We start from the raw sequence: 14073 nt of genomic DNA, 5'->3' as shown, positions 1-14073 counted from the left end.
AAAAATCATGAACCATACATTATTAAAGAAAATTAAAAAATCCTTGTCAGCCTCAGCATTAGAAATTAATTCGACAGCGGCCGAGAAAAATCCAAGCGGCGGTACTTTGATCAAGATTCAGCCTCTGACAATTGAGGAATACTCAGCTGTTGCCGGTGGTCCGCAGGTAGAAAACGAGCCGGAATAATCAGACATCGATACAGCGTAGCCTTTCCTCAAGGGAGCGACTTAAGGCTCCATTTTATAACCTACTAAGGAACTAACTCATGAACAAGCGGCTCGTTACAAAACTCAAGAATGCGGTCTCCAAATGCGCGAAAAATGTTAATTCGGAAGCTGTGAAGGAAAATCAGCACTCAAATACGGCCGGAATGCAACAACTTAGCGTTGAGGAATACTCGGCTGTTGCAGGCGGTCCGCAAGTGGAAAACGATCCACAAGGCTAACTTAGGAAAATCATGAACAATACGATTTTCGCCAACATCAGAAAGGCTATGCCCAAGCCTATAAAAGCTGTTGATTCGGCACTTAGCGGGAAAAACTCTGGCGCCACTGCCTCGCACGAAATCCAACATCTTTCGATCAGAGAATGCTCAGCTGTCGCTGGAGGCCCACAGGTTCAGAACGAACCTCAGCCTAGTTAACCTATGAGTATTAAAGTACATTGAAGGTTCACTGGCCGAAGCATGTTTTTATATAACGGCTATCGAGGAAAATCAAGACATCATTGCCCTTGCCGACATTCAGGACCTGCTGTTCAATGAATACTCGGCAATTGCAGCAGATTCACAAGTCGACCTGCTCAGGAATTAAATCATGAACAAGCTACTCGTTACAAAACTCAAAAATGCGGTGTCCAAATCCGCGAAATACGGTAATTCGGAAGCTGTGAAGGAAAACCTGTACCCAAATATAGCAGGAATACAACAACTTATCGTGGAGGAATACTCGGCTGTTGCCGGTGGTCCGCAAGTAGAAAACGATCCACAAACCTAAACTGGGAAGATTATGAACAATACGATTTCGCAAAAGCAAAAAAGGCTTTGTCCATATCGCTGAAAGAAGTTCATTCAGTATTTATCGAAAAAAGTCCAGGGGTCACCGCTCAGACCGAAATTCGCCACCTTTTGGTCAACGAATATTCGGCTGTGAGCGGTGGTCCTGAAGTCGAAAACGAGCCAGAAGGCGGCTAACTTAGGATAAATTATGCGCAATACGATTTGCACCAACATCAGAAAAGCTATGTCCGTATCGCTGAAAAAAGTTCACTCAGCAGCTATCGAGAAAAGTCCCAGCGTCACTGCTCCAACCGAAATTCAACACCTGTCGATCAGCGAATACTCGGCTGTGGCTGGCGGTCCGCAAGTAGAGAACGAGCCGGACTAATCTGAAATCGATACGGCGTAGCCTTTTCCTTAAGGAAGCGACTTAAGGCGCCATTTCACAACCTGCACAGTAATTAAATCATGAACAAGCTGCTCGTTACAAAACTCAAAAATGCGGTGTCCAAATCCGCGAAATACGGTAATTCGGAAGCTGGGAAGGAAAACCTGCACCCAAATATAGCCGGAATGCAACAACTTACCATGGAGGAATACTCGGCTGTTGCCGGTGGTCCGGAAGTCGAAAACGAGCCAGAAGGCGACTAACTTAGGATAAATTATGCACAATACGATTTTCACCAACATCAGAAAAGCTATGTCCGTATCGCTGAAAAAAGTTCACTCAGCAGCTATCGAGAAAAGTCCCGGCGTCACTGCTTCAACCGAAATTCAACACCTTTCATTCAGCGAATACTCGGCTGTGGCTGGCGGTCCGCAAGTAGAAAACGAGCCGCAGCAGTAAGCAAGCTCAGTCCGACGCCGCCAAGCGGGGCGTCGGACTACAGGCCCGCAACGCGCAAGTCGGTAGACTCCCCTGAAGCGATCAGCCTTCCATCCCTTAGTACAACCACTCTATCTGCACTAGCAATCGTCTCCGCCCGATGAGCCACGACAATCCGCGTGAGTCCCATCGATTTGACTGTGGTGTTGACGTTCTTTTCGTTGTCGATATCCAGTTCGCTGGTCGCTTCGTCAAGAACCAGTATTCGCGGCTGCCGGTACAACGCACGCGCCAACAATATCCGCTGCTTTTGTCCACCGCTGATGCCTACGCCGCTATCGCCAGTAATGGTGTTGTACCCCATCGGCATGCTGTCAATTTCCGTCGCGACCGCAGCCAGCCGCGCACACTCCTTGATGCGCTTCCATTCGGGCATAGGGTCGAAGAAACTGATATTTTCCGCGATAGAGCCGGAGAACAAACGGTCCTCCTGCATCACCGTGGCAACCATGTTCCGATAAGTGGTCAATCCGAGTTTGCGAATTGGCTGGCCACCGACCAGCACTTCTCCATGTGTAGGTGTGAGCAGGCCCAGCATGACCTTGACCAGGGTGGTCTTTCCGCCGCCAGAGATGCCGGTAATCGCAATGCTCTCCCCTGGTTCTATTTTGAGATCGATATTCTCAAACACATAGGGCTCGGTCGGCGAATAACGGAATGAAATCCCTCTCAACTCGATACTCGGCAAGATGTCCTCAATATCGACTTCATCGGCATCATGGTTCCCTGCCAATTCGACCTCGGCCAACACGATGTCAGCCACACGCTCGCCGTGCAGCTTCAACATCTTGAACTCCACGATCTTGTCGACCAACGCCGCCAGTCGCGTTGAGAACTGATCCTTGTAAGCGACGAACGCGAACAGCATGCCTGTCGTGAACACGCTGTTCATAACAGCCGTGGCAGCAAGCCAGACTATCAGCACACGCTCCAGGCCAAAGAGCAAGGTCTGCGCCGTTTCATAGCTGATACGGATACGCTGGATGCGTAGTTCGGCATTGAATTGTTCGGCGAGAATATTCAACCAGCCCGAACGCCGTTGCTCACCCTTGCCGAACAAGCGCACACTCTGAATGCCATTTGCGGTTTCAAAAAAATGGGTGGTTTGTTTCGCGGCATGAACGATCTGCTCGGCGGTCGCGGCTCGTAAGCTGTGGAACAAAACCCAGCGCATCAAGGCGTACAGCGCTACCGCGATCAAGGAAATACAAGCCAGACGCCGGCTATACAGCAGCATCATGCCGAACGTGCCTGCGACCATGACGCCATCAACCATCGCTTGCACAAAGCCGCCCGTCAGGGTTTTCTGGATGGTGGTGATGGAACCGAAACGCGACATGATGTTGCCGACATGCCGCTTCTCAAAGTACTCCAACGGCAGCTTGACCATGTGCCCAAAGACATTCCCCAGCCATTGGAAATTCAGCTGCGTACTGATCGCCACGACCGACCACCCGCGCACAGCGCCAATCGCGCCCTGTATCAGTATGAGCAGGCCGAAGCCCAGTGCCAGCGTCGTCAGCAAATCCCGATCTGCCGAGACCAGGGCATGGTCCACCACCCACTGCAAGAAGAACGGCAATGAGATCGATACGATTTCCAGCGCCAATGCCAGTAGCAGAATCTGCGTCAGGCCTCGCTTCAAACCGGTCACGTTTCCCATCAAACCGCGCAATGTAAATTGCAGCTTGTGATCGGCCGGCGCGAAGTCGGAAGCGGGGCTCAGTTCCAGCGCGACACCTGTAAAGTGTTTGCTGAATTCAGCCATTGTGAAGCTGCGCACACCGATAGCCGGATCATGAATCACCGCGCGGCGGGAAGATACCGACACCAGCACGACGAAGTGGTCCATGTCCCAGTGAATAATGCACGGCAGCCGAAGCTGCGGCAGATTGTGCATGTCCAATTTGACCGGCCGGCTGTCCAGCTTTAGCACCTGCGAGATGCGGATCAGACTTTCCAACGTCGCGCCCTTGCGCGAAATGGGGAAGCGCAGTCGCAGGGATGCCAGGTCTGTGCGGTAGCCGTGGTAGTCGGCAACCATCGCCAGGCTGCATAGACCGCATTCGCTGGCCTCAGTCTGCAAATAAATCGGCACGCTACGGTGCAGTCCTATCCGTTCCATTCAGTACAGCTCCATCATAAGCGGCCGGAAATGCCGAGCAAGGGTTCCAATACCCACTCCACCAATGTGCGATGCTCCAGCACGAGCGTGGCCGACAATTGCATTCCTGGCTTCAGTGCGTGCACGCCTCTCGATGATTTCACCTCCTGAGCATCCAACTGTACGCGTACACGGTAGACCGGCTCGGATGAAGCGGCAGCGTTCGGCTGTAAGTCGCCGAGCGCGACAGTCGTCAAAGAGACGTCGCGTACATGGCCATGGAATTGTCCAAATTTTTGATAAGGGAATGCGTCGTAACGGAGCAGCACTTCAGTACCAGGTCGGACAAAACCGGCCGCACGCGTAGGGACATAAAGTTCCGCTTCAAGCTGGCTGTCTTTCGGCAGCAGGGAGGCCAGGCGCTGTTCGCCCGAAACGGCTTGTCCCTGGTCTACGACGATTCCTGCCAGTTTGCCGCTTTCATTGGCGCGCACCACCAGTTGGCGCTTGGCTTCGTTTTCGCTGGACTGCTGCTTAAGCTCTTCAAGGCTGCGCTGGAGTTCGGAAGCTTCACGGCTTCGTTGCAACGGCAAGTCGCTGCGCAGTGCCGAAAGCGCGGCGATGTCGCGCAAGATGCCCAGACGTTGGCCTTCGGTGCTCGACATACGAGCTTCCTGCTCAAGCAGTTCGGCGGTCTTTTGGCTGGCGGCGTTCTTTGAAACGCTTCCTTCTGCCGCAAGGCTATTCAAACTTGCCGACAAGTTGCGTGCGATTTCTATTTTGCGGCGCTGCAGGGACAGCTCACCATCCAGTTGCTTCAAGCTGGCGTTGAGGCTATCCAGTCGCACAGCGATGTCCTGTCCTTTGTTGTTGGTCTGGAGGCCCTGCTGTTCGATTTCCTTGCGCAGATGCGCCATTCGCGAAGACAGCGCATCGTTAATGGAAGCTTGAGTATCCCCTTTTGTGCTGGTGCGCTCGCTGGTCAGCACAAATACGGGATCACCCGCCTGAAGCAACGCACCTTCCTTCGCCTGGATATTCGTCACAACGCCGGATTGGGGTGCCACCAGACGTATCACTCCACGGTCGGGGACCACTACTCCATTGACCGTCTCCTTGCGGGTGAAGCCGTGGGTACATGCAAACACCACAATGGCTATCACGATCGAACAGAAAAATGCCGTCAATACCGTGTTCGACCAGGTGTGCGCCAAGATCACTACTCCATGCAGACGCTGGTTCTTATGAGCGACCGCTTCGGGTCGAAACAATCGACTCATCAAAGTTCTTTCATCGAATAAAAAAATGGGCGCGCAAGCGTCCATGGCGAAGAGGTTCAGAATGGACATACCAAGCAAGCTTGGTAATGTTCGATCGGTAACATGCTACTGGACGCGATCTGATTAGGCAACGCCAAAAGGTCATGTGCCACAAAAGCATTCTCAATCCCAAACGCCCGATGAGCACAAATTAATATAAAACGTATAGACTAAGGCCGAATTTAACCAAACCGGACCTCAGCATGACCGAAGCAAGCCATATCCAGTTCAAATCCCACCAGTACACCGGCCAGCATCACGGGACGCGCCTGATCGTCACCGGTGCCGTGCATGGCAACGAGACTTGCGGCACCAAGGCCATCACGCGCGTGATGCAGGAGCTGGACAGCGGTACGCTGACAATCCGCAACGGCAGCGTCACCTTCGTCCCCATCGCCAATCCGCTGGCCTACGCCAAGGGCGAGCGTTCCGGCGAACGCAACCTGAACCGCAACCTGTTCCCCAACCCGAACCCGCAAGACTTCGAGGACCGCGTGGCCAACTGGCTGTGCCCGCTGTTGGCGCAGCATGATGTGCTGCTGGACCTGCACTCGTTCAACGCCGCCAGCGAACCGTTCGTCATGGTCGGCCCGCGCAACAACGACGGACCGCTGGAGCCGTTCCGGCACGAGCAGCAGGAGCGCGCGATGGCGCGCCGGCTCGGCGTGCGCCGCTTTGTCGATGGCTGGCTGCGCACGTACGGCGCCGGCGTGCAGCGCCGCCTGCGCGACGACAGCCAACTGGAAACCGTGCTGCGCTACGGCATGGGCACCACCGAATACATGCGCAGCACCGGCGGCTACGCGCTGACGCTCGAGTGCGGCCAGCACGCCGATCCGCAGGCGCCCGAGGTCGGCTATCGCGCGATCCTCAATACCCTCGCCTTCCTCGGCCTGATCGATGCGCCGTCGCCGCAGCCCATCGCGGACGAGGCGATGGAGGCGCTCAGCATGGTGGCGGTCTACGACAAGCAGCACGCCGACGACCGCTTCACGCGCGCCTGGTCCAGCTTTGACCCGGTGCGGCAAGGCGAACAGATCGGCACGCGCGCGGACGGCACGCCGGTGCTGGCCGAGTTCGACGGCCGCATCCTGTTCCCCGACGCGGCGGCCGGCGCCAACAGCGAATGGTATTACCTCACGCGCGCCAATCCCGGCTTCTGATCAGACGGTCGACAGCTTCAGGCCGACGATGCCGCCGATGATCATGGCGATGCAGCCCAAGCGCAGCGCGCTGGCCGGTTCGTTGAGCACGACGATGCCGAAGATGACCGTGCCGACCGTGCCGATGCCGGTCCAGATGGCGTAGGCGGTGCCGAGCGGCAGCGTGCGCAGCGCCAGGCCCAGCAAGGCGACGCTGCCGGCCATCGCGCCCAGCGTCAGGACGGTCGGCAGCGGCTTGCTGAAGCCGTCGGTGTATTTGAGTCCGACCGCCCATGCCACTTCCAGCAGGCCGGCCAGGATGAGAATTATCCAGGTCATCTGTGTCTCCAAAGTTGGCGCAGACTATAGCACCGGCGCTAAATCTCTGCCGATGGCTTCCCGCCGCGCCCGCCTCAGGCCATAATGCCCTTTCAATAATAACGAGGAGCACCCATGCAATTACTGGCGCAGATCGTCACCGGACTGGTGGCGCTGATTCATGTCTACATCGTCCTGCTGGAAACCGTGCTGTTCCAGTCGCGCGGGCGCCGCGTGTTCGGGCTGAGCAAGGAGAAGGCAGACATCGTCCAGCCAGCCATGTCCAACCAGGGTTGCTACAACGGCTTCCTGGTGGCGGCGCTGGTGGTGGGCTTTGTGCATCCGAATCCGGCGATCGCCTCGGCGTTCACGGTGTTCGGCCTGGCTTGCGTGGCGGTGGCCGGCGTGTGGGGCGGCGTGACGGTCAAGCGTTCGATCCTGTTGATCCAGACCCTGCCGGCCGTCATCGCGCTGGCCCTGCACTTCGCCTGAGCCTAGCTGCCGGCGGCCTTGGTCACCGTCAGGCTCGGCAGCACGATGGTGTCGACCACCACCGGGGCCGTCTCGGTCGGCGCCGGCTTGGCGCCGGTGCCGCGCAAGGCCAGCAGCCAGCCGATGCCGTCGAACCAGAACGGCGATCCCAGCGACGAGGCGAAGGCGGTGATGATCCAGCCCATCAGCGCGAACGCCAGCGCGGCCATGAAGGCGCCCGCGCCCTTGCCGTGCGCGCCGTCGAAGCGCGCGGACGGCCAGCCTATCGGCAGCGCTTGCACGGTTTGCAGGTCTTTCTTGGCTTCCATCGCCTGGCTGAGCGGCGTGGGCGCCAGGGTACCGGGCGCGGCGGCAACGGGCGGTTTCATGCCGCCGGCCGCGATGGCGTCGGCGCTCTGTTGCGCCAGGGCGCTGGCGGCGGCGTTGTCGCGCCACAGGCGCTGGCTCAGCTGCAGCGCGTCGATGTTCATCGCGCACGCGTAGAACAGGCCGACGCAGAACAGCACCAGCTGCGAGCGCCGCTTGTACCAGCCGGTGATGCGGTCCATCACCGTGTCGTACCAGATGCGCACGGCGTTTTCCAGCGCCGCCAGGTCGTCCGGCCCCTCCCCCATGATCGCCAGCAGCGTGCGGCTCAAGCCCTCGTTGCCAACGTTGGCCAGCAGCAGCGCGGCAGTATGTCCCTTGCCGTACTTGGCCGTCAGCGTCGACACGAAGGCGCGCGCGAAGATCGCCGACGGAATGTAGGACGGCATGCGGCCCTGCTGCGCCATGCCGGTGATCAGCGGGTGCGACATGACGGCGGCCGACAGCGAATCGGGCCCGAGCTTGGCCACGTTGAAGCCGCTGTCCATGCGCAGCAGGCGCTTGATCGACGCTCCGATGCCGCTCAGGCGCGGCTTGCCGGCCGACTCGTGCAGGATCGTCAGCACGCCGTCCAGCAGCACCTTGGCGCGGGTCTGGAACAGCGAGGCGATGGCTTCGCGCGTGGCGCTGCACAGCAGGCTCACGGCCAGGAAGGTGTAGGACAGCCCGATGGCCACATCCAGGTAATGACTCGTCATACGGCCCTCATTAAACTTCGAACAATGTTCCAATAACATAAATGATTTTCGGGCCGCCAGCACGTTTTTCTTTTATATCGTAAGATCACGATATTGAAATCGGAAAAAGACGATCCATATATCGTTACATGGCAATGGACATAGACGCTATCCACAAAGCCCTCGCCAACCCGGTGCGGCGCCAGATCCTGGCGTGGCTGAAGGAGCCCGAGGTGTATTTCGCAGAGCAGCAGCACCCGCTGAGCCTGGGGGTGTGCGCCGGCCTCATTGACCGCCGCTGCGACTTGTCGCAATCGACGGTGTCGGCGCATCTGGCCACGCTGCTCAAGGCGGGGCTGATCACGTCCCACCGCGTGGGGCAATGGAATTATTTTAAACGCGACGAAGCCACCATCCAGGCCTTCATCGATCAAATGACCTTATAGGAAACTCATCATGGCAAATCTTTTCGACCCGCTCACCATCGGCGACCTCACCCTGAAAAACCGCATCGTCATGGCGCCGCTGACCCGCGCCCGCGCCGTCGGCGGCGCCCGCGTGCCGAACGCGCTGATGGCCAAGTACTACGTGCAGCGCGCCAGCGCCGGCCTGATCCTGAGCGAGGCGACCGCCGTCACGCCGCAGGGCGTGGGCTACGCCGACACGCCGGGCCTGTGGTCGGACGAGCAGGTCGAGGGCTGGAAGCAGGTGACGGCGGCCGTGCATGAGGCCGGCGGTCTGATCTTCGCTCAGCTGTGGCATGTGGGCCGCATCTCCGACCCGAGCTTCCTGAACGGCGAGGCGCCGGTGTCGGCCAGCGCCATCGCAGCCAACGGCCATGTCAGCCTGCTGCGTCCGCAGCGCGCCTACCCGGTGCCGCGCGCGCTCGATACCGAAGAGCTGGCCGGCATCGTGGCCGCCTACAAGCTGGGCGCGGAAAACGCCAAGAAGGCCGGCTTCGACGGCGTGGAAATCCACGGCGCCAACGGCTACCTGCTCGACCAGTTCCTGCAGGATAAAACCAACCAGCGCACCGACAACTACGGCGGCTCGATCGAGAACCGCGCGCGCCTGATGCTGGAAGTGACCGACGCGTGCATCGCTGTCTGGGGCGCCGGCCGCGTCGGCATGCACCTGGCGCCGCGCCGCGACGCGCACGACATGGGCGATTCGGATCCGGCCGCGACGTTCGGTTATGTGGCGCGCGAGCTGGGCAAGCGCAAGATCGCCTTCATCTGCGCGCGCGAAGCGGTGGGTGAGGACAGCCTGGGACCGTTGCTGAAGAAGGAATTCGGCGGCGTGTATATCGCCAATGAAAAGATGGACAAGCAGACCGCGCAGCAAGTGCTGGATGCCGGCACGGCCGACGCCATCGCTTTCGGCAAGGCCTTCATCGCCAATCCGGACCTGCCGCGCCGCCTGCAACTGGACGCGCCGCTGAACGAGTGGAAAGCCGAAACCTTCTACGCGCCTGCGGAAGAAGGCTATACCGACTATCCGGCGCTGGCGTAAACACTGGGATCAAACCATTGGGGTCAAGTCTGACATTCGGACACGAGCTCTTCCGTAGCTGGCTGCTAGGGAAGAGCTCGTGTCCGAATGTCAGACTTGACCCCAAATTTTAGCGCGGCAACGCGTAATTGACCGGCACGAATTCGTAGCCTTTGCCACCGTTGCTGCGCACGTGGCCCAGCGCCGGGAACGACAGGTGCGGCGCGCCGATCAGGTAGCCGTCCTTGGCCGCCGCGGCGAACGCTTCGCGCCGCTCTGCAATCGCCACCTTGCTGTCGGTGTCGAAGGCGATGCCGACGCCAGGATTCTCAAACTGCACCGCCTGCACGTGCAGCAAATCCCCCAGCAACACCAGCTTCTGCCCCGCGCTCTCGACCACGTAGGTGATGTGGCCTGGCGTGTGTCCGCCGTTGAAATACGATTTGATCCCCGGCACCAGCTCGCTGTTGGCGATGATGGGCTGGAACTTGCCGGCCTTGACGTAGGGATTCAGGGACATCATGACGCCGCGGAAATCCTCCTTGCCGTCGCCGGTCGCCTTGTCCATGTTGCTTTGGCTCAGGTAGTGGTCGGCGTCGAGCTTGCCGGCGCGGACCACCGCGTTCGGGAACACCCGCTGGTCGTTGGCGCTCAGGCCGCCGACGTGGTCGCCGTGCATGTGGCTGATGTAGATCTCGTCCACCTGCTCCGGCTTGTAGCCCGAAGCCTTGAAGTTGGCCAGCAGCTTGCCGGCGGTCGGCCCGAACAGGCTGGCGGCGCCGGCGTCGATCAGCACCAGCTTGCTGCCGGTGTTGATCAGGAAGGCGTTGATCGAGGTTTCCACCGGCGTTTTGAGGAAGGCGCGGGCCAGCGCGGCGTTGGTCTTGGCGGCCGGCTGCTTGAGGATCTGGTCGACCGGCAGGTCGATGGTACCGTCGTTGAGCACGGTGACCTCGAACTCGCCCAGCGTGGTGCGGTAGAAGCCCGGCGCCTGGAACTTGGCCATCGGCGCGGCCGCGTGCGCCAGCGAACAGGCCGCCGCCAAGGCGAGCATGGCGGCGGAGCGGGTCAAGGTGGTCATGGTCATAGCGTCCCTGAATGTGATTATCGAGAAACGCTACGATACCGCAAAATCAACTTTGTTGCTCAAGCACCTAGAAGGTGAACGGCATGCGGAACGACAGCTGCACGTCGGGCGTGTCGCGCGTGAGCCCGGCGCCGACCGCGACGTTGATGGTGCGCTTGTCGCTGAGGCGGTACGACACCCCCATCAGCAAAGTGCCCAGCTGGGTCCGCACCGAACCCGGCACCGGCACGCCGTTCTGGCGCGTGCGCGCGATCGAGCTGTGGTCGTAGCCCAGGCTGACCAGGACTTTGTCGTTGATCGCCAGGCCGATGCCGAAATTAAAGCCCAGCACATCGCCCGGCGCGACCGTCCCCAGCGGCTCCCAGTCGCCGGCCAGCACCTTGCGGCTGACGTTGCTGCGCTTGACGTTGACCAGGTAGCTGACGCTGCCGAACAGGATGGCCGGATCGCTGGCGTACAGCCACGTCAGGCTCGGCTGCACCGCATAGAAGCCCGAGCCGGTGGGCAGTTCCAGCGGCAGCCCGGTGCCGGTGGCGTTGGGCCCGACGCAGCGCTTGCTGCAATCGGTGACCACGCTGAACGGATCGGTGCCGGTGCGCGATTTCACGCGCAGCCCGGCCACGTAATACGGCTGGTCCGGCCCGCCCTGGTTGAGCTGGTAGCGCAGCGCCAGCTCGGCGTCGCCCACGCCCCTGCCGCTGGTCTCGAACACCCTGTCGACGCCGGTGCCGGTGAAAATCTCGCGGCTGACGGTGGAGTCGGAGCGGTACACATACGGCAGCTTGAGCTCCAGCTCGGCACGGTTGCTCAAACCGTAGCGCAGGCTGACGGCGCCGGTCAGCGTGTTGCGCTTGACCTCGCGCACGTCGACCAGGCCGATCAGCAAGGCCGGGATGATGGTGTAGCCGACCAGCACCACCCGGTTGCTCGACGAGTAGCCGAACTGCGCCGACGGCTCCAGCACCAGCCTGCCGCGCGGCGTGAGTACGCCGGGCTGCTCGAACAAGGGCGCCACCGCCGGCGGCTGCACCGCGCCGCCCTGCTGTTGCGCCTGCGCCGCCGCGCACGCCAACACCCACAGCGCCACCGCGCCGCCCTGCCATCTTGCACCTCGCATCGCCGCCCTCCTGAGTCGCGTTCATTTCGGTCCCACCGCACCGCTCAGGGCATCGCGCAACAGGGTTTCAAAGTTGGCGGCCTTGAGCAACGCCAGGTTGCTGACGCTGGTGCTGATCGTGGTCTGGCTGCGGATGGCCTGGTCGCTGACGCTGTTCTGGATCAGCAAGGCGCCCAGTCCCGGCGCGGCCGGTAGCGCGTCGACCGCGTTGCCCGCGCCGTTGCGCACCACCACGGCGGCCAGCGCATCGCCGGCCATCTGTGCTTCCGCAGCGCTCAACTTTGTCACATCGGCGATCGCGAAACGACTATTCGCTACAACACTGCCATTGATCGAAACCAAACGTTCGACACCTAGCGAGACAACCAGGCCACCGCCCAGCTCGTAGCCGCCGCGCGCCTGGTCCAGCCGCGCATCGTCGACGGCGGTCCAGCCGTCGGTCGGTTCCGGCAAATCGCCGGCGTGGGCCGCCGCCGCGCAGGCCAGCAGCAGGCTCAGGAAACTGGTGCGCATGCGCGCCTCCGTTCAGTAGTTGCCGCTGCCGTTCTTGGGCAGCGTGAGGTCGGTCAGGCTGGCGCGGTTGATGCCCTCGCCCAGCGGCGCGCGCGGCGCCACGCGCCAGTCCGCCGCCTGGTTGAAGCGCGGCTTGCCCGGCCAGTTGTGGATCACGAACAGCAGCCGGTCCTGCCACAGCGTCTCGAAGTCGGTGCGCCGCACGGCGCGCGTGCCGCCGGCCGGATCGCCCAGCAGCACACGCGTCTCGTCCAGACCCTTGATGACGACGAAATGGTCATAACCGTTTTCGCGGATGCGCACGATGGCCGGAAAGGCCGCCTCGGCCAGCTTGTGCAAGGGTTGCTGGTAGCCGTCGGCGATGAAGCCCAGCGTGGCCAGGTAGCGCTTCATGTCCAGCAGCGAAAAGCCTTCGCGCCGTATCTTCTGCTGGTCGCCCTGCGCGTACATGGCGTCGAATACCTGGCGCTCGCTGACCGGCGTGTCGTAGTGGTAGCTGAGCAGCGTGGCCACCGCCGCCGAGCCGCAACTGAAATCGAATTGCTGGCGCACGGTGGCGCGGAAGCGCGCCTCCTTCAGGCTGGTGACGTGCAGCGCGTAGCTGCCGCCCGCCACGCCCGGCAGGTCCGCCGCGCCGGCCTGGCCGCCAGCGAGGGCAGCCAGTACGATGATGCGTGCATAGGTGTTCATTGCACCCTGACGTTGATGATGGTGGCGTTCTGGATCAGCACATTGGCGCCCGTATTCTGTATCGCCACCGGCAGGCCGGAGGCATTGCTGAACGAGCCGCTGCTGATCGCGTTGGCGCCGGTGGTGACGTTGATCGCCGTGTTGCCGCTGACGGCGCCGTTCAACTGCATATCGTTGTTGACCACCTCCGCGCCCGCGCGCTTGCCGGCCAGTGTGGCGGCCGGCACCGGGGCGGCGTCAAAGCCGGCGGGATCGACCGCCGTGATGACGATGGCGTCCGGCAGCAGCGCCGGCCGGGATGGCGCGGGCCGTTGCGCCAGCGGTGGAATCACCGGCGCCGCCGCGGCCTGGCCGGCCAGCGCCAGCGCTGCGCATAAACTCAAGACTGGTCTGTGCATACCGTACTCCCTGTGAATGGCGGGATGCGACCGCACCCCGCCACCGTGTTACCTGCCGACCGACAGGTTGGACTGGACGTTGACGCTCTGCTGCACCAGCGAGGAGATGCCGCTGTTCTGCGACATGACCAGGATGCCGGCAGCCGACTGGCCGACATTGCTCATGGTGTTGGACATGTTGAACGTGCCCGCCGACACCGAGACATCGCCGCCGGCACCGCCCGTTCCGCCAGCCGCCGCACCGCCAGTGGCCGCGCCACCGGTGGTGGTGCCGCCACTGCCGCCCGCACCTGCCGTGTTGCCGCCACCACCCGCACCGCCTGCCCCGCCGGCGCCGCCGGTCGAACTTCCATTGGTGGGATTGCCATTGCTGGCCGTGCCGCCGGTGGCCGCGCCGCCCGCCGCACCGGCGCCGCTGGTGTTGCTGGCCGCGCCGCTGCTGCCGCCGTTGCCGCCGGCCGCGCCCGTGCCGCCC

At 61.2% G+C, this 14073-nt stretch carries 19 protein-coding genes and 1 pseudogene; 10 read left to right on the top strand and 10 right to left on the bottom strand.

What is annotated here, in order from left to right:
* Window positions 1-7 precede the first annotated feature (7 nt).
* The 6 genes from ACUJB0_RS18790 (at window position 8) to ACUJB0_RS18765 (ending at window position 1845) form a co-directional block, all read left to right on the top strand.
* Window positions 8-187: a hypothetical protein gene (locus ACUJB0_RS18790; protein WP_444846530.1), complete on the top strand. Its 180-nt coding sequence runs from the start codon at window positions 8-10 to the stop codon at window positions 185-187.
* 79 nt (window positions 188-266) lie between these two features.
* Complete coding sequence (locus ACUJB0_RS18785; protein WP_444846529.1) at window positions 267-446, top strand: hypothetical protein; 180 nt, start codon at window positions 267-269, stop codon at window positions 444-446.
* A 370-nt stretch (window positions 447-816) separates the two neighbouring features.
* Entirely contained in the window at window positions 817-996 is a 180-nt protein-coding gene (locus ACUJB0_RS18780) for a hypothetical protein (RefSeq protein WP_444846528.1), read from the top strand.
* A 210-nt stretch (window positions 997-1206) separates the two neighbouring features.
* Complete coding sequence (locus ACUJB0_RS18775) at window positions 1207-1386, top strand: hypothetical protein (RefSeq protein ID WP_444846527.1); 180 nt, start codon at window positions 1207-1209, stop codon at window positions 1384-1386.
* 80 nt (window positions 1387-1466) lie between these two features.
* Complete coding sequence (locus ACUJB0_RS18770) at window positions 1467-1649, top strand: hypothetical protein (protein WP_444846526.1); 183 nt, start codon at window positions 1467-1469, stop codon at window positions 1647-1649.
* Between the two features lie 13 nt (window positions 1650-1662).
* On the top strand, window positions 1663-1845 hold the full coding sequence (locus ACUJB0_RS18765) for a hypothetical protein (protein ID WP_444846525.1): 183 nt from the start codon (window positions 1663-1665) through the stop codon (window positions 1843-1845).
* Window positions 1846-1882: 37 nt separating this feature from the next.
* Here ACUJB0_RS18765 and ACUJB0_RS18760 read toward each other — a convergent pair whose 3' ends face one another.
* On the bottom strand, window positions 1883-4009 hold the full coding sequence (locus ACUJB0_RS18760) for a peptidase domain-containing ABC transporter (RefSeq protein WP_444846524.1): 2127 nt from the start codon (window positions 4007-4009) through the stop codon (window positions 1883-1885).
* Between the two features lie 14 nt (window positions 4010-4023).
* A complete protein-coding gene (locus tag ACUJB0_RS18755) occupies window positions 4024-5337 on the bottom strand; it encodes an HlyD family secretion protein (RefSeq protein WP_444846523.1) in 1314 nt (437 codons plus the stop codon).
* 173 nt (window positions 5338-5510) lie between these two features.
* On the opposite strand from ACUJB0_RS18755, the gene ACUJB0_RS18750 reads away from it, so the two are divergent.
* The gene (locus ACUJB0_RS18750; protein WP_444846522.1) at window positions 5511-6470 is read left to right on the top strand and encodes a M14 family metallopeptidase; all 960 of its coding nucleotides are present in this window, start codon (window positions 5511-5513) and stop codon (window positions 6468-6470) included.
* On the opposite strand, the gene sugE is transcribed toward ACUJB0_RS18750, so the two are convergent.
* Window positions 6471-6788: a quaternary ammonium compound efflux SMR transporter SugE gene (gene sugE, locus ACUJB0_RS18745; protein ID WP_444846521.1), complete on the bottom strand. Its 318-nt coding sequence runs from the start codon at window positions 6786-6788 to the stop codon at window positions 6471-6473.
* Between the two features lie 114 nt (window positions 6789-6902).
* Between sugE and ACUJB0_RS18740 the strand changes: the two genes are divergently transcribed.
* A complete protein-coding gene (locus ACUJB0_RS18740) occupies window positions 6903-7259 on the top strand; it encodes a DUF1304 domain-containing protein (RefSeq protein WP_161085041.1) in 357 nt (118 codons plus the stop codon).
* A gap of 2 nt (window positions 7260-7261) precedes the next feature.
* On the opposite strand, the gene ACUJB0_RS18735 is transcribed toward ACUJB0_RS18740, so the two are convergent.
* A complete protein-coding gene (locus ACUJB0_RS18735) occupies window positions 7262-8323 on the bottom strand; it encodes a hypothetical protein (RefSeq protein WP_444846520.1) in 1062 nt (353 codons plus the stop codon).
* A 128-nt stretch (window positions 8324-8451) separates the two neighbouring features.
* Between ACUJB0_RS18735 and ACUJB0_RS18730 the strand changes: the two genes are divergently transcribed.
* Complete coding sequence (locus tag ACUJB0_RS18730; RefSeq protein WP_444846519.1) at window positions 8452-8748, top strand: ArsR/SmtB family transcription factor; 297 nt, start codon at window positions 8452-8454, stop codon at window positions 8746-8748.
* Between the two features lie 10 nt (window positions 8749-8758).
* On the top strand, window positions 8759-9814 hold the full coding sequence (locus tag ACUJB0_RS18725) for an alkene reductase (RefSeq protein WP_161091061.1): 1056 nt from the start codon (window positions 8759-8761) through the stop codon (window positions 9812-9814).
* Window positions 9815-9923: 109 nt separating this feature from the next.
* On the opposite strand, the gene ACUJB0_RS18720 is transcribed toward ACUJB0_RS18725, so the two are convergent.
* From ACUJB0_RS18720 to ACUJB0_RS18695, 6 genes and pseudogenes are all read right to left on the bottom strand, one after another.
* Window positions 9924-10880 carry an MBL fold metallo-hydrolase gene (locus tag ACUJB0_RS18720; protein WP_444846518.1) on the bottom strand — a complete coding sequence of 319 codons (957 nt, stop codon included), beginning with the start codon at window positions 10878-10880 and terminating at the stop codon, window positions 9924-9926.
* A gap of 67 nt (window positions 10881-10947) precedes the next feature.
* Complete coding sequence (locus tag ACUJB0_RS18715) at window positions 10948-11997, bottom strand: acetate kinase (RefSeq protein WP_444846517.1); 1050 nt, start codon at window positions 11995-11997, stop codon at window positions 10948-10950.
* Between the two features lie 21 nt (window positions 11998-12018).
* Entirely contained in the window at window positions 12019-12510 is a 492-nt protein-coding gene (locus ACUJB0_RS18710; RefSeq protein WP_444846516.1) for a hypothetical protein, read from the bottom strand.
* A gap of 12 nt (window positions 12511-12522) precedes the next feature.
* Window positions 12523-13200 carry a C39 family peptidase gene (locus tag ACUJB0_RS18705; protein ID WP_444846515.1) on the bottom strand — a complete coding sequence of 226 codons (678 nt, stop codon included), beginning with the start codon at window positions 13198-13200 and terminating at the stop codon, window positions 12523-12525.
* A complete protein-coding gene (locus ACUJB0_RS18700) occupies window positions 13197-13598 on the bottom strand; it encodes a hypothetical protein (protein WP_444846514.1) in 402 nt (133 codons plus the stop codon). The genes ACUJB0_RS18705 and ACUJB0_RS18700 overlap by 4 nt, the downstream gene beginning before the upstream one ends.
* A gap of 48 nt (window positions 13599-13646) precedes the next feature.
* A pseudogene (locus ACUJB0_RS18695) lies at window positions 13647-14073 on the bottom strand (hypothetical protein); the annotation flags it as partial.

Origin of the sequence: Duganella caerulea, assembly GCF_040362985.1 — a bacterium.
Classification (GTDB): domain Bacteria; phylum Pseudomonadota; class Gammaproteobacteria; order Burkholderiales; family Burkholderiaceae_D; genus Rugamonas; species Rugamonas vulcania.
This window is presented reverse-complemented; position numbering and strand designations above follow the sequence as displayed.